This window comes from Roseburia sp. AF20-18LB (assembly GCF_003461185.1).
GTDB lineage: Bacteria > Bacillota > Clostridia > Lachnospirales > Lachnospiraceae > Roseburia_C > Roseburia_C amylophila.
The window spans coordinates 598820-618910 of the sequence record NZ_QTWP01000001.1; the positions used below are offsets into that span (position 1 = coordinate 598820).

Genomic DNA, 20091 nt, shown 5'->3' on the forward strand with positions numbered 1-20091 from the left:
ACTACAGATTCTGGCTATTGTCCTCTTTTTTCTTTTTGTTTTTCCCATTCGTTAATGCCTCTGCTCTGACATTCATTTTCTTTCTTCGTAATGCAAAAGCAGTAAGAGCCACAAGTCCTGCAACTGCCGCTGATGCTACACCAATCAGCAATGGCATATTTCCTGCCGGTCTTTTGGTCTTCTCATCCTTTTGCTGCATATCTGCTAACGGAGTTTCCTCATCATCAAGATTTACCAGTTCCTGCGGAGTCTCTTCATCCGGAATATTTACATTTCCATCTGCCCCTTGATTATTATCCGCATTGGCATCATCTGCTGCATTCGCATTGTTTGCTGCATTTGCATTGTTTGCTGCATTTGCATTGTTTGCCGCATTTGCATCATTTCCGGCATTTGCACTGTTTGCCGCACTCTGTGTATCCGCCGTGTATACAAACGTAAAAATGTTTTCCGCTTCATTGCTGTTTAAGGTTTTCGTCAGATTATATGCCTGCGGACGATAATTTTCAAAATATTTAAACGCCACCACCGGCTGGTCACCCACTGCACCATAGAAGGTTTCACTGTCTGAAAGTGCATTTCCATTGGCATCCTGATAATTCACAGTATATGCTACCATATTTCCCGCAATTGCATATGCTGCTACATACTCCTGATCAGATTCTACCACAAAGGCAGATTTTCCAACAGTATTATTATCCCTTCCGCTCTCCCGGATTCCACCAATATAATATTTTCCATCTTCCTTTAGCTGAATACAGGACTGTGCCCGAACCATAACCCGGTCACCATATTTCAGTCCACTGATTTTTATTTTTTCTCCCTGGCTTTCCTTTTCAATCTGATAAGAAGAACCTGTTATATGATTGTCTACTGTAATTCCATTCGTATCTGAAAAATATCCCTGATTTCCAGAGCATAACGTTACTGTATAGGTATATTCTGTTTCATTTCCACCAACTTTTGCCCATGCCTGTACCGGAAATGCCAGTGTAAGTAATGTTGTAAATAAAATACTTCCGCGAAGAATACGTTCCATTCTTTCTTTTATTTTATTCTTCATCCCTTACTCCTCCTTTTCCAACCGATTTTCAGCTGCCTCATCTTCTTTTCGTGTCCTCTTCACTCTCACAACAAAAAGTACGACTAAAACAAGTCCTGCCGCCAGAGCAAGTGCCGAAAAAAGAAGCACCTGATTATTGTCACCCGTTTTAATAACGACATGATTCGACAATGGTGTTGAACCACTGGATAATAATTCTACCGCAAAATTCATCTGCAATTTTGCCAGGGTATCCTGATAGGTATTTCCCTGTGTCTCACCTTCCAGCTTTACGGTTAGTGCAATCTCTGCTTTTTCACCTTTCGCAAGCTCATCCAGATAGAAATAATCTTTCATTGCATTGGTTGCCTGGTGAAGACCTTCACCACTTTCTCCTACCGTATCTCCACCTACATTTTCACTGCTGTATAAAATACGGTTACTTCCATCCGGAGCCGTAAAAGAAAGTATGTACGAATACGCTCCTCCGGAAGCCACACTCTGTGAATCCTCAAGGCTCTGTAATACCTGATTTGTCATATACCACTGCGTATCCCCATCATAGGTATTCTTTAACTCCAGTCTGATATTTACCGTATCTCCCGGCTGAAGCTGATATATCGCATCATCAATATCTGCATTTTTAAATGTGCTGTTTAATTTTTCTCCATCAAACGTTACGTTCCAGTCATCACCGCCGGAAAACTCTTCTGCCTGTACCTGAACAGGGGCTGCTGCAACCAGAGCCAGAGCTGCCATGATACCAATCCATTTTCTCTTCATCTCAGTCTCCTCCTTACTGCAGTAATGTCAGATTTCCATTGGAATCAACAGAAACATCAACTCCCCAGGCACTCTTAATCGCATCCTGCGCATTGTGTGTCTGTACGGCATCCACTTCTGCCTCTACATGAAAGGAAACCCCATTATAATTAAATGTTGTAGTAGTGGTCTTAAGTCCATTTTCCTCCGTTGTATGCTCCGTTACCTTCGACGTAATGGAATTATCAATCTTTAAAGTATCAGAAAATGCCGGTGTACTCTCACCCACCTTCAATACCGATGGCCAGTAAAGAACAGTTCTCTCCTCCGTAGATGCATTTTCATCCACAATCCAGCCATTCTGGGTCAGGTTTAATTCAATCAAACTCGGAGCAAGTGTTGTTTCCTTGCTTCCATCCTCATTCTTCCAGCTCTTATAAATTCTCACACGGACATATTCGTCAATATTGCCACTGTTTTTTACGGAAAGTGCTTCCTTATAATTTCTTCCGGCTACCAGCTTTCCATCGGTCTCATCAAGCATATCTGTAAGAAGTGCTCCCTGACTTTGCTTCCAGGCATCATCACTTCCTGCATAATCACGGCTGCTGATATTCTTAGAACCCTTGACAGATTCTTCCACCAGAGTCACTCCGATATCATACATTTCCATCTGTGCAGTATAATTCTCACTATAGTAAGTAAGTGCTGCTCTCGCACTTCCAACCGCACTTCCTGCCAGAAGAAGTACTGCTGCACCCAATAATAAAAAGGTTCCTTTTCTTCCCTTCATTACTTTTTTCAATCGGCTCATTCTTCACCAGCCTCCCTTGCATCTGCAGTTCCTATATCTGTCCTGGTATCTGCAATCCGGTTCCAGTCTGCATATGGTGTTCCATCCTCTTCATAGAGAACCGGTGTACACTCCTGAACGACCACTACATTAAAACTCTCTTTATATTCCTCCGGTATTGCTATTTTGGCTAAAAGTTCTTCTGTATTGCCACTTACCGGAACAATATCACTATAATACCAATAGCCATCTTCGCCCTGAATCCAGGACGAGCCGGACATAGTTAATGTAATCTGACTTCCTGCGAATACCTTTACTCTGACAAAGCAATCACTTTCTCCTGTATTTGTAAGTACGATATGCTTCTCCATATTTTCAACTTTTTCTTCTATTGTAGTTTCATTACCAAGTGTAATCGGATATCCTCCTTCCGCTTCCACATAAGTTGTAAAATACGCCATTGCCGGTGGCACTGCTGCCCCTGCAAGGAATACCAATGCTGCTGCAGTCAGCCAGAACACTTTTGTTTTTTTCTTCATCATCTTATATTCCAGCCTCCTTTATTCTTCCTTTACACTATTATCCGGTAATTGTGTCCACTGCCATCCCTCATCTTCATCATAATCGAAATGATTGGTCACTCCGTAACCCGGATTCAATCCATGGTCATATGTATTATCAAACTCCACTGTTACGATTTCATCCGCACTGATTTCTGCTGTCTGCTGTGGCTCACTTACCAGTCTATAACCAGCCCCACTATATACCTCTGTCACAGTAACTTTTGCACCTGCCGGAATATGATCTGCAATTGCCGCTTTCGTTCCTGCCGATGAATGTGTGGTCGATACTACATTACTGTATACCGTATTACCATTTTCATCTACTGCTTCTATCGAAAATACAAAGGTTACCTCTTTCATTGTCTCATTATAGTTATCAAGATTTTTCTGTATAAGAAGACTTCCATACCGTGGAGAACGTTCCGGTTTTAGATTTGCTGTAACCTCATAAATCCATTTGTTTTCTGCGCCTGCAGAATGAAATGCCTGATTATCCGGCAACGCAATCAGACCTGGATTAAAATTATACTCATAAAAACCGGTTGATGCAGATTCAACCACAACAAGATATATCCCAGAATTCAGTTCTTTCTCTCCTGTTCCATCCGTAATCGTGCATTCTGTATCCGGGGTTTTATCCGAAGCGAGCTCCGCTGCCTTCGCTGTCATCTCTTCCCATGTAACATCTCCATTTACCGCATCTTTTAAAGAGAGGGATTTAAATTCTGATGTTTCGCTGTACTCTCCTGCTGCATCCACAGTCGCTACCTGATATATTTTAGCATGCAGTTCCATCCCATTCAGTTCTTCCGTATATTCTTCGCCCTTCGGCACAGATAAAGTCAAAGTACAAGGTTCTGCCGGATCTATTACATTGGTGGCATATGCAGATGCCACATGTAATCCTGCCGCTGCCAAAAACAACGTCAGTAATCCCGCAATATACCCTTTCTTTATTTTTAACTTTTTCATTTTCCACCCTCCTTAGAACCTCTTGAAGCTTTTCTATCTCGAATAATCTTTATCAAAACTGTAATCAGAATTGCTGCTGCAACTGCCAGTATTGCATATAACATATAATAATCTTTCACCGTCTGAAGCATAGATTCATTGGCTATTGCCTTCTCATCATCCTCTCCATTATACGGGACACTGTGACCACGCACCAGCAGTCTATGGCTGTTTACACCATATGGGGTGCAGGTGAAAAGTGTTACATAATCTTCCCCTTCGACATTCTTCATTGCATCTGTCAAAGTATCCGTATCATCCTTTTCTACCATCGGCAGAATCTGATCCACTTCATATGCAAGCACCTTATCCAATACATGCACATAGAATTTATCACCTTTTACAAGCTGGTCAATATCGGTAAAAAGTTTCGCACTTGGCAGTCCGCGGTGTGCTGCCAGTACACTATGTTTTCCCTCACCACCAACCGGAAGACTGGTTCCGGACATATGACCTGCGCCAATCTGTAATACTGCCTCCGAAGTTCCATGATAAATCGGAAGTCTCTGTTCTATTTTCGGGATGGAAATATATCCCATTATCCCATTATCTCCCGGATTTAATACGGACCAGTATTTACTTCCTCTCATATTCTGTTCTTCCTGCGAAAACGCATCCCCATCGAAGGTATTATTACCTATCTGGGAATTATATTCCTCTGCCATCTCCCAAAGCTTCTGATAGTCTACTTCATCCATATCTGCAACAGTTTCTTCATAACTGGCAATCGCCCTGCTCTGATGGTATTTATTCCATTGATCTGCCACAGTCGGATATGCAAAGATTCCCAGTCCGACCAGGAAAACCAGTCCAAGCAGAATTCCAGGTAATTTCTGCTTCCATTTCTGTTTCATTCCCTACTCCTTTTTCCTCTTCCAACTAAACCGCTGCCAAATCAAAAGTCCCAGTAAAATCCAGAACAGTAATATAATCGCAACTACAATTGCAACTGCAGAAGTATTAACAAGATATCCATCTGCCGTCACAAAGTTACCGCTTTCCTCCTGTGAAATCCGCTCACCCCTTACCAGCAGCCGATGAGAATTGATTCCATATGGAGTGCAGGTCATTAATGTACAATAATCTTTTCCATCTTCAATTGTAAGATTATTAATTTCCTGTGGTTCTACAATTTTAATCTGATTCACCTGATAAGTCAGTTTACGATCCAATACGGTAACGGTAAAGGTATCTCCTGCTTCCATTTTATCCAGATTCGTAAAAAGTCTTGCAGACGGAAGTCCTCTGTGTGCAGAAAGAACACTATGTGTGCCTTCTCCTCCAACCGGCAAACTACTGCCCTCTAAATGGCCTGCTGCAACCTGTAATACTCCTTCCGAAGTTCCATGATAAATCGGGAGTTCCACACCTAGCTTTTCAATTGTAACATAACCCATGATGCCGGTGCCGGAAATATCAAGAATGCTGTTATAATCGCCAGCCTCTGCATAATTCAGAAATGGCCGGTTCACATCCTTTAATTTTTCATTGTAGGTATCAGCTTTTTTTAACATTGTGTCTTTTTCTTCTTCTGTCAGTGATTTTACGGCATTACTATAAGACGCAACGGCTCTTGACTGGACTTTTGAATTCCAGTAAGAACTAATTGGCGGATACAGCATCACGGAGAGACCTATGATAAAAACAAACACTAACATTACATTCAGTTTATCTTTCTTAAATAATTTCTTTAATGTCCTCTTCATAGATTTCTCCCTAATGCTGTCAAAGTCCCAGCGAGCGGGAATTTTCTTCCAGTCTCGTTCGTGTATAAACCGGCGGTTCACCGGATATTCCCGGTGAATTACCGCCGTTCATCTTAAAATTCTAGTTTTTTGCAGTACGTTTTCTTGCGATTAACAATACAGCTGCTACAATCATGATAATTGCACCTACGGTATAGAAAATCTTAGTACCGATACCACCGGTTGCAGGAAGTTCAGTTCCACTTAAGTTCTGTACATCCGTGGATACAGCACCTGTTCTTAAAGTTGCTGTAAAGATTGCTTCTGTTCCTTCTGAAACAACCTTTCCAGAAGCATCCTTTACTACTAATGTCTTTAATTCCGGATTATCTGATGTTGTATCATAGGTTGCTTCTACTGAAAATACAAGATCATCTGCTTTATTGTATCCTGCCGGAACAGTTGTCTCAACCAATTTATACTGGCCTGCATCTACACCTTTGAAATAGAAGGTTGTTACTCCTGTAATCTCATTTCCAACTGCAACATAATCACCTGTAGTGCTGTCTAATTTGTAAAGGGTAAATCCTGCACCCTCAAGAGGAGCATTGTTACCGTCTACCTTATTTGCAATTAAATTATATGTAAATACAATAACTTTATCTTCCGGAGTTACACCTGTGCCATCCCCATAAGGATTGTTGCTGTATTCCAGTTTGGATACGTTGGTGTTTCCACCTTCACCGATTACTGCATTTTCATTCAGTTTTGCGGTGTAATTTACAACTACTTTACTTCCAGCTTTTACTGCTTTGATATTCTTTAAATCTGCAAAACGAACTTCAAAAGTGCAGCTATCATCTAAATCTTCTGTAACTACTTCATAGCCGCTAGTTACTGCTGTTCCGTCCACTGTTACAGTTACAGAATCTGCATTGAAAGTAAGTCCGTCAGACATGGTATCATGGAATGCATAATAATAACTTCCATAATTATCATATTTTGCATCTACAGTACCGGTTAACTGGAATGGTACGTTATCTCCGATATCATAATCTGCTGCATCCTGCCAGTCACTCTCTGCACCGGTAGAGTCATTTTTCTCTTTTACTTTCTTTTCAAGTTCCGGTCTGTCTTCCTTTGTTGTTACAGTTACGCTGTCATTTCCAGCTGTGTCTAACATAACAAGGGAATAGGTATCACCTTCATCACCTGTTTTTGTTTCTGCAATCAGGTAATAACCCTGATCAACACCGCTAAATTTATCATCGGATGTTTTTGCTTCCGGCTCTAATGTCTTGATTTTTGCAAATACTTCATCTGCAAATGCACGAATACCATCTGCATCTAATCCTGAAATATAATTAATTACATCCTTATCTTCTGTTTTTCCTGTTACTTCTTTCAATGCTGCTGCATACTTATCATTTAATGTGTATGCAAATTTTCCTTCACCACCATCTGTAGCATTCAGCAATCTGTATGCCGCATATTCAGAACCTGCTGCGCCATTTGTAATTGTAATGTCTGCTGCATAAACAGTAACACCCATTGCGAATGCCATAACCATTGCAACCATTGCTGCAAAAAGTTTTTTCAATTTTTTCATCTTCTTTCTCCTTCTTTGACCTTTTAATATATTTGATACCTGAAACGGATTTCCTCAAAAGGGGGCTTTATATGCCTGCACCCCTTTCTCTTTTCCGTCTCATCCGGTATCCATACAACAGGGATGACATAAGCATAATTGCTGCACCACCTATAGTATAAACAGTAGTACCTGTTCCCCCCGTTGCCGGAAGTTCATAACCGTATTCCTGATTCTTAACCTGAATCGAAATACTATCAAGATTATCATAATAGGTAAAGGTATATTTATTTTCTTTGCTTAATTCTGTACCCTTCTGACCTATTCCAACTAACTCATAACCATTTACCAGTTTTTCTTTCACCGTGTAGACCTGACCATCTTCCAACGCCTTATTGCCATTCTGGTCTGTAATGGTCTTCAATGCAACCGATCCACCCTGGCATACGGTAAATTCTGTAATATAATCAGATTCCTCCATTGAATCACCCTTATATAATGCAAAAGTAAAGGTTTTTGTCTGATCATACGGAAGTTCATTTCCATACGCATCCAGAACGTCTTTCTCAATTACCGGTTTCTTATAAATCTTTACTCCGACCTTTGGAGGCTCTGCCCGCAGTGTTTTTTCATTTCCGTTTACTTCTGCCGTATACTGGTATGCGAAGCTGTTCCATGCAGTCTCACCCGGGTTTGCATTCTCTCCTACTACTCCATTATATTTCATGGTAAGAATACAGCCCTTCTTTAATGCAAAGGTATCTGCCATCTTTATACGGAAGGACACATCATCTGACTGCCAGAAGGAATGCCACTGTTCTGTTGAAGTACCCGACATATCAGCTTCAGTAAAGCTTACCAGATTTGAAAATTCCACAAAATAATCCACGCCTTCTTCCAGCTGCCGTTTTGTGCCGCTCTCCTCCGTTACCCAGAGTTCCAGTCCTTCGGCATATGCAACAGAGAATTCACTTCCTCGTTTTTCTTTCTGGTTCAGTACTCCGGTATCATTTATATGTGGCATACTGTCTACAATAACCATTTGTGTAAAGGAGTTATTGCTGACATTTTCAATATTGTTGGTGTAAATCACATCTTTTCCATCTTCATCCAGATAAATGTAATTCTTTCCTTCCAGTCCAAGATAGCCGCTTCCCCGGTTATCTGAATTACCGGTTTCCTCTACCGTTTTCCATGAGAATGAACCGTAATCACCCAATGCATAAACGCAATCAGAAGCTTTTACTCCAATATATTTTCCACTGTCATCCGTCACCAGTTCTCCCGTTTTTACACTGTTACCATCAAACGGATCATCCGGCAGGAGATATGCAGTATTTTCATAAATCCTGTTCTCATATACTGTATTTCTGGTATATACCGTAAACTCCGCTTTTCCACCTGCAGGAATCTGATATTCTTTTCCCTCCAGATACAGTGAAAACTCGTGGGTCGCATTATCCGATATCAACTTCCATACTTCTTCAGACAAATCATACTTATGAAGTACATTATCATCCTCATCATAAATGGTCAGTACAAAAGCATTTTTGTCAAGTCCCAGGTGAAGGGTTTTATTGGTTGCCTCTTCTTTCGACAATATATGGAACGGAGACTGAACAGAATCTTTAATTGTATAATCGCAGATCGGAATGGTTCCATCGTTGCGTAACTCCAACAGCCACTTTGTCGTTACATTCGGCTGTATATTGTCCTTCTCTTCCAATTCAACAGCATTTTCCACATTTTTACCAGATGGTATATAGGACACTGCTTTCTTGGTAATTCCCGGAACAATTACATCCTTCGGTGTTATCATTACAGATGACGAAATAACACGCTTTTCTCCTACAATTCCTTTATCTTCCGATGTGCCGTTATTCTGTCTGGAATCATCCCTTGTTCCTCTCATTGTAATGTCATTCGGATTCTCACGATATTCCACATCCTTATCTACCAGTAAATCCACGGTATTGGTAATTGGAACATCTAATTCCACGTCTTTACTTACCTTGCACATCACAAAGAATGAAAGATTCTTTCCTGCCGGCAAATCATAACCTTTGCCATCGTCTCCAATCGTAAAGGTAACCATATGATTTTCCTTATCATCATTGGTCATTGCAATGGTAACATCCCTTACCAGACTTCTGCCATCGATATTGGTTACCTGCGCCATGTTCCAGTCGTTTGACTTAATTGGTTCACTATAACTCTTTTCAATCTGAACCGGAAGCGTATATCCCAGGCCCGGACGTATTCCAACATATTCCAGACCATCCGCCATATGATCTTCCAATGTATCAATATGAACCGGATCTTCTCCTGTATTTGTTACTGTAATATTATAAATCACATAATTTCCGAGATAATTTCCTTCATTTACACTCTTAGAGAATATGGACTTATCTTTTAACTGGCTGGTCTTCCACTGATGGAACTGATCCAGAATTGCCCACACACTCTTCTGCACATCTACCGCCTGATCCAGCTCCTGTTTTCCTTCCGGTTCCCCTTTTACCGTTACTGTATCCTTCATTCCGTTTACGGTTGCACTATTGGTATAAGTAAAAGTTCCCGTCTGTTCATTCTCTTTATCATCCATATAAATGTAAGCATTGAATTCTTTTTCAATTACTTCACCCGGTGACATGGTGCCAATCTTCCAGATTAAACGGATTCCTTTATGTGCACTGATATTCATTCCATTGCTCTTGCCAATCCAGTATCTCCTTATCTGCACATATTCACCATTTATCTTTGTATAATAAGTTCCCCAGTCAGATGTATTTTCTACATACTCTTTCCAGCTGATACCAGCCTCTACCAGTTCCTCATCATTTTTTGGATATCTGGAATTTAACGTTCCTGCCTGCTTTGCCTTATAAATCTTGTATTCATCCGAAGGAAAAACATGATATGGCATATCATCTGTCAATGACAGTCCGTCTTTCTTATATGCGGCATCTCCATCAGCGTTTGTAATCGTTATGCTGTATTTAAATAATTCCTCTGCTTTAAAGGTTTCTCCACCTTCCCCGCCATTTACCTTCTTATCTACTGTAATCGGATTTTCAGTCTCAATTACAATTTCAGAATTCTCACCGGTTGAAGTACTCTCTACATAATTCTTAAAATGATAATCAGAAGCCTCCGGCAGTTCATTAACATCAACCTTACATACATACTTAATGGTCACCTTCTCCTTTGCATTCAGCCTGCCAAGAGAAAATGTCAGTGTTTTATCATTTATCTGTAAGCCAACATTGCGGCATCCACCGGTCGCATTGGTTGACTCTGCCACAAAATCCGTCTCGCCCTCCGGAACCTGTGCTCCATTCTTATCTATAACATACTGGAAAATAAGTCCTTTTGGCAGAGTATCTTCTAACGTCTGCTCAATGGTTTTATAATCTTCCATATTTTCAATCGTTATCGTATAAGTAACTAAATCACCATTCTTTACATGTAACCCGTCACCTGGTTCTTCCACTTTCTTTACAATATTGAGCTCCGGTTTTTTATAAACAACCGTCATTGTTGAACTCTTATCTTTATAAGAAGCTTTATTATGAATGGAAGTATTATTTTTATACTTTGCCATTTCTTCCTGGCTTTTTACATTAGCTGCAAAAGTAAATGTAACCTTTTCACCAGCTTTTAATGTACCAGGTGTAAAACTTATTGTTCTTGCTGCTTCGTCATACTCTGCTCCTTTATCACGGATTGCCTGTATCTGCTCCGATGTCAATGTCAGATGCTCTGGCAATCTATCTGTCACCTTATAAACGCTTCCATCTGAAGCTTCTCCTTTAATCGGATTGTTTCCCGTATTTTCTAGCGTAATCGTATAATTAATGGTATCTCCGGCAATTACTTCTTTCTTATCCGCCGTCTTAACAATCCTAAAGTCCTCTTTTATTTCCGGTCTTGACTTTACATCTGCAGACAATTTTGTGTGTTCATATTCTTTATAGGGAACAGATTCAAAATCAACATGATTTGTAATTACATCTTCTTTAACTTTTTCTGCGGCTGCTGTAATATAATTATCTGTTAATACTAATTTTGATACATTCAGACTTGCACTTACATTCAGATGCTCCTGTTCTCTTGTTGGCACACCATTTGTCATATACTGGTTCGGCACACTAATCTTATATGTAACAGTTTTTCCATCCAATGTCAGGCTTGTAACGGTTCCTCCCTGAAGATCAGTAAACTGGAAAATCACATTTCCATTGCTATCCACAATGGAAACATCATCTTCACTGACCCTGGTTCCTTCCGGAAAGCTGATTCCATCCGGTAATGTCAATACATCACTCAACTCTACATGATCTGTCCAGATTGCCCCAGTATCACCAACTCCGCATGGATTCATACTGTTTGCAGTGATTCTATAATCCAATGTTCCTTCCAGCTTATTGGTCTTTCCATTCACCGGAATAATTTCCTTGCTGACAGTTTTTTTCAAATCCTGCCAGAGATTTGTTCCATGCCAGATTAATTCTGCCGGTTCAGAAATCACATCATTGTCTTTCTGATCCGGAATCTCCGGTGTCAATGTTACCTTGGAATCCTTTTCCATAATTCCATTTAAGGAATTAAACTGCAAATCGAAGGAAACGGTTGAACCTGCAGGTGGTTCAAACTCTATGTAGGTCTCATCATCCTCTTCTACCAGTTTTACTTCCAGTGTTTCTTCTGTTGTTTCACTGACCGCTTTATAAGTAACCTGCATAACATCACTTTCTTCAAAACCGGTCAATGTAACTCCTTCCGGCAAATCACTAATCCGGATACGAACCGGTACCAGCTCTGTATCTGTCGGATTTGAGTTGGTTGCACTAACAGTTGCATATAAAGTCTGTCCATTTTTCCCATCATCCGGACTCTTCTGTGAAACACTCAAGTTAATACGCTCACTAATCGTGCCTCCGGCTGACGTCTGCTCTGTTTCCTTATTTCCTGTTGCTGCAAGTCCCGGAAGAATCAGTCCCCAGACTACACCTACTGCCACAAGAACGCAGCATATTCCCAGTAAAATTTTTGTTCTTCTGCGGATTTTTCTCTTTTCTTCTGCTTTCTTTACATGTTTTCTTACATTTTCCTGCATATCCCTATCTCTCCCTATTTAAGGAATCCCATTTTACTCAATGGCCAGAATCGAAAAGCCACCTTTCCAATTATCTGATCTTCTGCCACACACCCAATGGCTGAACTCCGGCTGTCAACCGATACTGAACGATGGTCTCCCATCACAAAATATTTGCCCTCCGGCACCTGATAAGGAAAATCAATATCACATTCCCCTAAATCTTTCTTTATTGCATATGGTTCATCTAATTTTTCACCATTTACATATACATTGCCGTCTTCGTCTATATCTATGTAATCACCTGCAGTTCCTATGACCCTTTTTACAAGAATCTTACTCTGATAGTAAAAGCCGATGATATCTCTCTGTTTGATTTTTGTGGTTTTCTTTATTACTACCAGTTCACCATTCTCTAATGCCGGTTCCATGCTCTTGCCCGAAACCTGCAATACCGGTACTAATCTTGTTGCAATCAATACTGAAATTGCTGCCACCACAAGCAGTATTCCGAGTGCACTGAAAAGATGCTGCTTCTTCTCTCTGTGAGCCTGTTCCGCCCGTATACTTTGAAGTGCCACATCTAATTCTATTTTCTTGTCCTTATTCCCGTCATTTTCTTCTGTAGTTTCCTGCAAATCCTTCTGGAGTCCCTCTATAATTTCAATCAACTCCCAGCGTTTCAGCTTGCGGAAATCCTTATCTGCCACAAACTGCACCCCCTGTTATTCTTTTGCTGCCCTTATTATGACCTTCCCCTGTCTTTTCATGCATGTGATTTTTCTTTTGTGTTGAATGCAAGTATATATTTTTTTTGTATAGAATTATGTCATATTCTGGCATATAGATTTGATTTTTTCTAACGAAATAATCAGACTAATTTAATTTGATATCGTTCTTATAAAGTAAAAAAAGAGACGTAACTTACACTTCTGTAAATTACGTCTCTTTTATTTTACTTAATCGTCAGATTCTTCTGTCTAATCAGCTAATCTTATTTGTAAAGTTCAACTAATCTTAACAGATGTTCATAACGAGCCTTTGCAGCTTCCTCAGATGCTTTGAACAGTTTTTCTGCTCTGTCTGGGAAGGAACGTGTTAATCTGCTGTAACGTGTCTCGTTATTTAAGAAATCCTGGTAAGATCCATCACCTGGCTTAGAAGTCAATGTGAATGGGTTCTTTCCTTCTGCTTTCAATGCCGGGTTGTATGAGAATAAGTTCCAGTAACCTGCTGCTACTGCTTTCTTCATCTCATCCTGGCAGTGGTTCATTCCACCCTTAACACCGTGTAACTCACATGGAGCATATCCGATGATAAGTGAAGGTCCGTTGTATGCTTCTGCTTCAGCAATTACCTTAACAGCATTTGCCATATTTGCACCAAGAGCGATCTGTGCTACATATACATAGCCGTAGCTCATAGCGATTTCTGCAAGACTCTTCTTGCCAACCTCTTTACCAGAAGCAGCGAACTGACAAACCTCACCGATGTTAGAAGCTTTAGAAGCCTGTCCACCTGTATTAGAGTACATCTCTGTATCGAATACCATTACGTTTACGTTCTCACCGGAAGCAAGTACATGGTCTAATCCGCCGAAGCCGATATCGTAAGCCCATCCATCACCACCGAAGATCCATACAGACTTCTTAGCAAGGTAATTCTTCTTATCTAATGCATCCTTAGCATCCGGGCATCCTGCTGCTGCAGCTTTCTCTAACTCAGCAACTAATGCTTCTGTTGCAGGTGTATTAGCTTTTGTATCATTCTTAGTCTCTTCGAACTTGTCAAATGCAGCCTTTAATTCTGCGCTTGCTTTATCAGACTCAGCACATTTCTTAGCGCTTGCAATTGCCTGCTCACGAAGAACTTTCTGTCCGATTTCCATACCAAGACCATGCTCAGCGTTATCCTCGAATAAGGAGTTTGCCCAAGCCGGACCTTTCTTGGAATCTTTGTTTACTGTATATGGTGATGTTGCTGCAGGACCGCCCCAGATAGAAGAACATCCTGTTGCATTGGAAATATACATATGCTCACCAAATAACTGAGTAATCAAACGAGCGTAAGATGTCTCTGCACAACCTGCACAAGAGCCTGAGAACTCAAGCAATGGCTGATTGAACTGGGAACCTTTAACGGTATTGTCTGCCGGCATACCAGGTTTCTTTCCAACGTTTGCTACTAAGTAATCGAATACTGGCTGCTGATCTGCCTGTGATTCCTGAGGAACCATTTCGATTGCGCCTACTGGACATACAGTAATACACTCACCACATCCCATACAGTCTAATGGAGATACGCTCATTGTATATTTGTACTCGCCAGCCTTTGGCTTTGTATCAGCAAGTTTTGTCTGCTCTGGAGCAGCTTTTACTTCTGCTTCGTCTAACATGAATGGACGAATGGTTGCATGTGAACATACGAATGCACACTGGTTACACTGAATACATTTCTCAGCATCCCATGTAGGAACGGTTACGGCTGTACCACGTTTCTCATATGCTGCTGCGCCATGTTCGAACTGTCCATCCGGATTCTTTGCAAATGCAGATACTGGAAGGCTGTCTCCGTCCATCTTGGAGATTGGCTCCATTAAGTCTCTTACCATCTTAACAGTCTCAGGACGTCCGGTTAATTCCTTCGGAGCTGGATCTGCTTCTGGGTTAGACCAGGATGCTGGAACTTCAACCTTATGTACTGCGTCTACACCAGCGTCGATAGCTTTGTAGTTCATTTCTACGACAGCATCACCCTTCTTACCGTAGGATTTCTTAGCTGCTGCTTTCATGAATTCTACTGCATCGTCGATAGGCATAACGTTTGCAAGTTTGAAGAATGCAGACTGTAAAATTGTGTTAGTACGTTTACCCATACCAATTTCAATTGCTTTGTCAATTGCATTGATTGTATATAACTGAATGTTGTTATCAGCAATGTATTTCTTTGCTTCAGCATTCAGATGATGAGCTAACTCTTCGTCTGACCACTGGCAGTTAATCATGAATACTCCGCCTGGTTTAACATCCTGGGCCATCTTGAATCCTTTGGTTACATAAGATGGGTTGTGGCATGCTACGAAGTCAGCCTGGTTGATGTAATATGGGCTCTTGATTGGCTTGTCACCGAATCTTAAGTGGGAAATTGTTACACCACCGGTCTTCTTAGAGTCATACTGGAAGTATGCCTGGATGTATTTATCTGTGTGGTCACCGATAATCTTAGTAGAGTTCTTGTTAGCACCTACAGTACCGTCTCCACCAAGACCCCAGAACTTACACTCTACAGTTCCTTCTGCAGATGTGATAGGTGCTGGCTTAACCTCTGGTAAGCTTAAGTTTGTAACGTCATCTACGATACCTACTGTAAATCTGCTCTTTGGAGCATCTTTTTCCAGTTCTTTGTAGATAGCGAATACAGATGAAGGAGGAGTATCCTTAGATCCTAATCCGTAACGGCCGCCACATAATACAACGTCGTTTAATCCTGCTTCACGTAATGTTGTAGCTACGTCTAAGTATAATGGGTCGCCTAATGCTCCTGGCTCTTTTGTTCTGTCAAGAACAGCAACTTTCTTTGCAGTCTTTGGAAGAACTTTTAATAAGGAAGCAGATACCCAAGGACGATACAGACGAACTTTGATTAATCCGACTTTCTCTCCTGCTGCTGTTAAGTAGTCGATTACTTCTTCTGCTACGTCACAGATAGATCCCATTGCTACGATAACACGGTCTGCATCTGCTGCTCCATAGTAGTTGAATAAGTCATAATCTGTACCAAGTTTTTCATTGATTTTGCCCATGTATTTCTCAACGATAGCCGGTAACTCATTGTAAGCTGTATTACAAGCTTCACGATGCTGGAAGAAAACGTCTCCGTTTTCATGAGAACCACGCATTGCTGGATGCTCTGGGTTTAATGCATGCTCACGGAATGCTTTTACAGCGTCCATGTTGCACATTTCTTTCAAATCTGCGTAATCCCATTTCTCGATTTTCTGAATCTCATGAGATGTACGGAATCCATCGAAGAAGTTGATGAATGGAACTTTTCCTTCAATTGTTGCAAGATGAGCAACTGGGCTTAAGTCCATAACTTCCTGTGGGTTTGTCTCACATAACATAGCGAAACCTGTCTGACGACAAGCATATACGTCACTGTGATCACCGAAAATATTTAAGGACTGGGTTGCAACGGTACGTGCTGATACATCAAATACACATGGAAGCTGCTCTCCAGCGATTTTGTACATATTAGGGATCATTAATAAAAGACCCTGGGATGCGGTAAATGTAGTGGTTAAAGCACCTGCTGCAAGAGAACCATGTACGGCACCTGCTGCTCCTGCCTCTGATTCCATTTCTACGACTTTAACCTGATTTCCAAAGATATTCTCCTGACCTGCTGCGGACCACTGGTCTACGGAGTCAGCCATTGGACTGGACGGGGTAATAGGATAAATAGCTGCAACGTCTGTGTATGCATAAGCTACATGAGCTGCTGCTGTATTACCGTCCATTGATTGTTTTGCTCTGGACATTATTTATTCCTCCTTATTTAAATAAAAAACTTATGTCTTATCGACCTAAATCACATTTTAGCATTTTATTTGTCGATTATCAAGATTATGGACTGTACGAAATGAAGAACAATCACGAATTTCTTCTATAAGAAGTTTTAGTTGCTTTTCCACTGTTTTTCTAGTATGATACGAATTGGTGCATAAGCATGAAAGCACCGTAAATTCAAAGAGTCAGGAGATTTGATTATGATAAGTGCAAACAATGTAACTTTACGAATCGGGAAGAAAGCCTTGTTTGAAGATGTAAATATTAAATTCACGGAAGGCAACTGCTACGGTCTGATTGGTGCCAATGGTGCCGGTAAATCTACTTTCTTAAAAATTTTATCCGGACAATTAGACTCCACCAGCGGCGATGTGGTTATTACACCGGGACAACGTCTTTCCTTCCTGCAGCAGGACCACTTCAAATATGATGAGTACTCCGTTTTAGATACCGTTATCATGGGAAACAAACGTCTCTATGATATCATGAAGGAGAAGGATGCTATCTATGCAAAAGAGGATTTTTCCGATGAAGATGGTATCCGTGCCAGTGAACTGGAAGGCGAATTTGCTGAAATGGACGGCTGGAATGCAGAATCCGATGCTGCCATGTTATTAAATGGTCTTGGCATCCCGACAGAAGACCACTACACCACTATGCGTGACCTTCCGGGTGCTACCAAGGTTAAGGTGCTTTTAGCCCAAGCATTATTCGGTAATCCGGACATTCTGCTCTTAGACGAGCCGACCAACCACTTAGACTTAGATGCCATTGCATGGCTGGAAGAATTCTTAATTAACTTTAACAACACTGTAATCGTCGTATCCCACGACCGTTACTTCTTAAATAAGGTATGTACTCATATTGCCGATATCGATTATGGCAAGATTCAGTTATATGCCGGTAACTACGATTTCTGGTATGAGTCCAGCCAGCTTCTTGTTAAGCAGATGAAAGAAGCCAATAAAAAGAAGGAAGAAAAGATTAAAGAGTTACAGGAGTTCATTTCCCGTTTCTCTGCGAATGCTTCCAAATCCAAACAGGCAACTTCCAGAAAACGTGCCCTTGAAAAAATCGAGCTGGATGAAATCAAACCTTCCAGCCGTAAATATCCTTACATTGATTTCCGCCCACAGCGTGAAATCGGTAATGAGGTTCTTACCGTAGAGGGGCTAAGCAAAACTATCGATGGCGTAAAAGTATTAGACAATGTATCCTTTATCTTAGGACATGATGATAAAGTAGCTTTTGTCGGAAGCAACGAGCTTGCCAAGACTACCCTCTTTAAGATTCTTGCCGGTGAAATGGAGCCGGATGAAGGAACTTACAAATGGGGTGTTACGACTTCCCAGTCCTATTTTCCGAAGGACAATACCGAAATCTTTGATACTGACCTTGTTATCACAGACTGGCTGACCCAGTATTCCGAAATCAAAGATGCTACTTATGTACGTGGTTTCTTAGGAAGAATGCTTTTCGCCGGTGAAGACGGCATGAAGAAAATGAGAGTCCTTTCCGGAGGAGAAAAAGTGCGTGTACTGCTCTCCCGTATGATGATTCAGGCTTCCAATGTCTTAATCTTAGATGAGCCTACCGACCACTTAGACATGGAGTCCATTACCGCATTAAACAACGGTCTGATTAAATTCCCGGGTGTTGTACTCTTCGCTTCCCGAGACCACCAGTTCACACAGACCACTGCCAACCGCATTATGGAGCTTCTTCCAAATGGCGGACTCATTGATAAGATTACCACTTACGATGAATACTTAGAAAGTGATGAAATGGCAAGAAAACGTCAGGTTTACTCCATGAGTGAAGAAGACGAGAATGATAACTAAAAATAGCTTTTAAGATAGAAAGCAGGTGTTCCAATCGGAACACCTGCTTTTTTGCTTTACCGAAAATTGCTTTCCTGTAACACACATTTCTTGTTATTTGCATATATTATTTATACCTGACATTTACACCGTCATTATGCGAATCATAATTATTAACCGGTCACTTAGGTTGTCGTATTATAAATCTCTCCGGTATTATAATTGTAGGTATATGTACCTGTATTACCATATGTATTGCCCTTGGATGCTTCCCGTTCTGCATAATAATCTGCCAAAGATGCTTTTGCAGATACCTGATATCCATAGGAACCATTTCCATTGAACAAAGATTTTACCAAAGACATATCTGCCTTCTTAAAGGTATCCTCATCAATACTGAGTTTGTTATCTACACCAACGGTAATTCCAACCTTAGAAAGTAACTTTTCATTGGAATCTGTAGTCCGAACCATGGAAGAAACTGCATTGAGAATTCCATTGGTATTGGAATCTTCTGATTTCTTCAGCAGGTTATTGTAGCTGTCTACAAAAGCACTTACTTTCTTATAAATTGCGTCTTTATCATAATCTGTTGTGGTATTACCCTTTGCATCGGTTGTTGTTACTTTGTTAAATACAGACTTCTTGGTCTTATCCAGTAAAGCATCGGATGCACCCTTCAACTCTTCCGCAGCATCTTCAATTTTTGCTAATGTCTTAGTATCATCCTTTGCAGTAGACGTTGAAGTCTTCTTGTTTGTCTCTACAATCTTGCTGGCAGAATCATTTCCACCATAATATGCCTTCATCAGTTTAAAATAGGAACCGGTACGAATTGCAGAATAATCAGCAATATTAATTCCTAACAAACCGCTGTTTGAAGTTCTGCTTCCATTTGATAATCCGGAAAACAATGTGTTAATTGAATTCAAATCATAATTTGAAATGCCTATCATATAATCACTCCTTTGATATCTGATGTGTAACATCCTTGTCCCACGTCTGCCTATTGTTAATGCTATTATAGCATTTTAGGCACAGGATTGCAATATTGTGTAAAATTCACAACTTTTTATGTGATTTTTTTCATCTATTGTAACTTTTCACAAAGTATTTATGGTTTGTTCATAGTTTTGTCATATTTATAGCATACTATAGAAC

Annotated in this window: 13 protein-coding genes; 1 reads left to right on the top strand and 12 read right to left on the bottom strand. The window is 40.6% G+C overall.

Translation table 11 applies throughout. The annotated features are described in order from the left end of the window. Position 1: 1 nt before the first annotated feature. From DWX65_RS02965 to nifJ, 11 genes are all read right to left on the bottom strand, one after another. Entirely contained in the window at positions 2-1063 is a 1062-nt protein-coding gene (locus DWX65_RS02965; protein ID WP_199535022.1) for a MucBP domain-containing protein, read from the bottom strand. 3 nt (positions 1064-1066) lie between these two features. Then, the gene (locus DWX65_RS02970; RefSeq protein ID WP_022242443.1) at positions 1067-1825 is read right to left on the bottom strand and encodes a hypothetical protein; all 759 of its coding nucleotides are present in this window, start codon (positions 1823-1825) and stop codon (positions 1067-1069) included. A 13-nt stretch (positions 1826-1838) separates the two neighbouring features. Beyond that, positions 1839-2618, bottom strand: coding sequence for a hypothetical protein (locus tag DWX65_RS02975; RefSeq protein WP_118172761.1), 780 nt, complete (start codon positions 2616-2618; stop codon positions 1839-1841). Continuing rightward, entirely contained in the window at positions 2615-3139 is a 525-nt protein-coding gene (locus tag DWX65_RS02980) for a hypothetical protein (protein WP_118056883.1), read from the bottom strand. Before DWX65_RS02980 ends, DWX65_RS02975 begins: the two co-directional genes overlap by 4 nt. A gap of 18 nt (positions 3140-3157) precedes the next feature. After that, positions 3158-4132 (bottom strand): DUF5979 domain-containing protein, encoded by a 975-nt coding sequence (locus DWX65_RS02985; RefSeq protein WP_117698205.1) that lies wholly within the window; start codon positions 4130-4132, stop codon positions 3158-3160. Then, complete coding sequence (locus tag DWX65_RS02990; protein WP_118172762.1) at positions 4129-5025, bottom strand: class C sortase; 897 nt, start codon at positions 5023-5025, stop codon at positions 4129-4131. The genes DWX65_RS02985 and DWX65_RS02990 overlap by 4 nt, the downstream gene beginning before the upstream one ends. A gap of 3 nt (positions 5026-5028) precedes the next feature. Continuing rightward, positions 5029-5877: a class C sortase gene (locus DWX65_RS02995; protein ID WP_117840807.1), complete on the bottom strand. Its 849-nt coding sequence runs from the start codon at positions 5875-5877 to the stop codon at positions 5029-5031. A 121-nt stretch (positions 5878-5998) separates the two neighbouring features. After that, positions 5999-7465: an isopeptide-forming domain-containing fimbrial protein gene (locus DWX65_RS03000; protein WP_118172911.1), complete on the bottom strand. Its 1467-nt coding sequence runs from the start codon at positions 7463-7465 to the stop codon at positions 5999-6001. A gap of 67 nt (positions 7466-7532) precedes the next feature. Next, positions 7533-12563: an LPXTG cell wall anchor domain-containing protein gene (locus DWX65_RS03005; protein WP_118172763.1), complete on the bottom strand. Its 5031-nt coding sequence runs from the start codon at positions 12561-12563 to the stop codon at positions 7533-7535. Positions 12564-12577: 14 nt separating this feature from the next. Further along, positions 12578-13252 carry a signal peptidase I gene (lepB, locus tag DWX65_RS03010; RefSeq protein ID WP_242997790.1) on the bottom strand — a complete coding sequence of 225 codons (675 nt, stop codon included), beginning with the start codon at positions 13250-13252 and terminating at the stop codon, positions 12578-12580. 284 nt (positions 13253-13536) lie between these two features. Continuing rightward, positions 13537-17082: a pyruvate:ferredoxin (flavodoxin) oxidoreductase gene (gene nifJ / locus DWX65_RS03015; RefSeq protein WP_117946704.1), complete on the bottom strand. Its 3546-nt coding sequence runs from the start codon at positions 17080-17082 to the stop codon at positions 13537-13539. A 228-nt stretch (positions 17083-17310) separates the two neighbouring features. On the opposite strand from nifJ, the gene DWX65_RS03020 reads away from it, so the two are divergent. Next, entirely contained in the window at positions 17311-18951 is a 1641-nt protein-coding gene (locus DWX65_RS03020) for an ABC-F family ATP-binding cassette domain-containing protein (protein WP_022242433.1), read from the top strand. Between the two features lie 164 nt (positions 18952-19115). Here the strand turns inward: DWX65_RS03020 and DWX65_RS03025 are convergent, their stop codons facing one another. Beyond that, positions 19116-19886, bottom strand: coding sequence for a flagellar filament capping protein FliD (locus DWX65_RS03025; protein ID WP_117946706.1), 771 nt, complete (start codon positions 19884-19886; stop codon positions 19116-19118). Between the last annotated feature and the right edge of the window lie 205 nt (positions 19887-20091).

Bases quoted from the DNA above. Each gene is read 5' to 3' on its own strand.
- DWX65_RS02985 (WP_117698205.1), bottom strand. From the start codon at position 4,132: ATGAAAAAGTTAAAAATAAAGAAAGGGTATATTGCGGGATTACTGACG.
- DWX65_RS03005 (WP_118172763.1), bottom strand. From the start codon at position 12,563: ATGCAGGAAAATGTAAGAAAACATGTAAAGAAAGCAGAAGAAAAGAGA.
- DWX65_RS03000 (WP_118172911.1), bottom strand. From the start codon at position 7,465: ATGAAAAAATTGAAAAAACTTTTTGCAGCAATGGTTGCAATGGTTATG.
- DWX65_RS02975 (WP_118172761.1), bottom strand. From the start codon at position 2,618: ATGAGCCGATTGAAAAAAGTAATGAAGGGAAGAAAAGGAACCTTTTTA.
- DWX65_RS02970 (WP_022242443.1), bottom strand. From the start codon at position 1,825: ATGAAGAGAAAATGGATTGGTATCATGGCAGCTCTGGCTCTGGTTGCA.
- DWX65_RS02980 (WP_118056883.1), bottom strand. From the start codon at position 3,139: ATGATGAAGAAAAAAACAAAAGTGTTCTGGCTGACTGCAGCAGCATTG.
- DWX65_RS03020 (WP_022242433.1), top strand. From the start codon at position 17,311: ATGATAAGTGCAAACAATGTAACTTTACGAATCGGGAAGAAAGCCTTG.
- DWX65_RS02965 (WP_199535022.1), bottom strand. From the start codon at position 1,063: ATGAAGAATAAAATAAAAGAAAGAATGGAACGTATTCTTCGCGGAAGT.
- DWX65_RS02995 (WP_117840807.1), bottom strand. From the start codon at position 5,877: ATGAAGAGGACATTAAAGAAATTATTTAAGAAAGATAAACTGAATGTA.
- DWX65_RS03025 (WP_117946706.1), bottom strand. From the start codon at position 19,886: ATGATAGGCATTTCAAATTATGATTTGAATTCAATTAACACATTGTTT.
- nifJ (WP_117946704.1), bottom strand. From the start codon at position 17,082: ATGTCCAGAGCAAAACAATCAATGGACGGTAATACAGCAGCAGCTCAT.
- DWX65_RS02990 (WP_118172762.1), bottom strand. From the start codon at position 5,025: ATGAAACAGAAATGGAAGCAGAAATTACCTGGAATTCTGCTTGGACTG.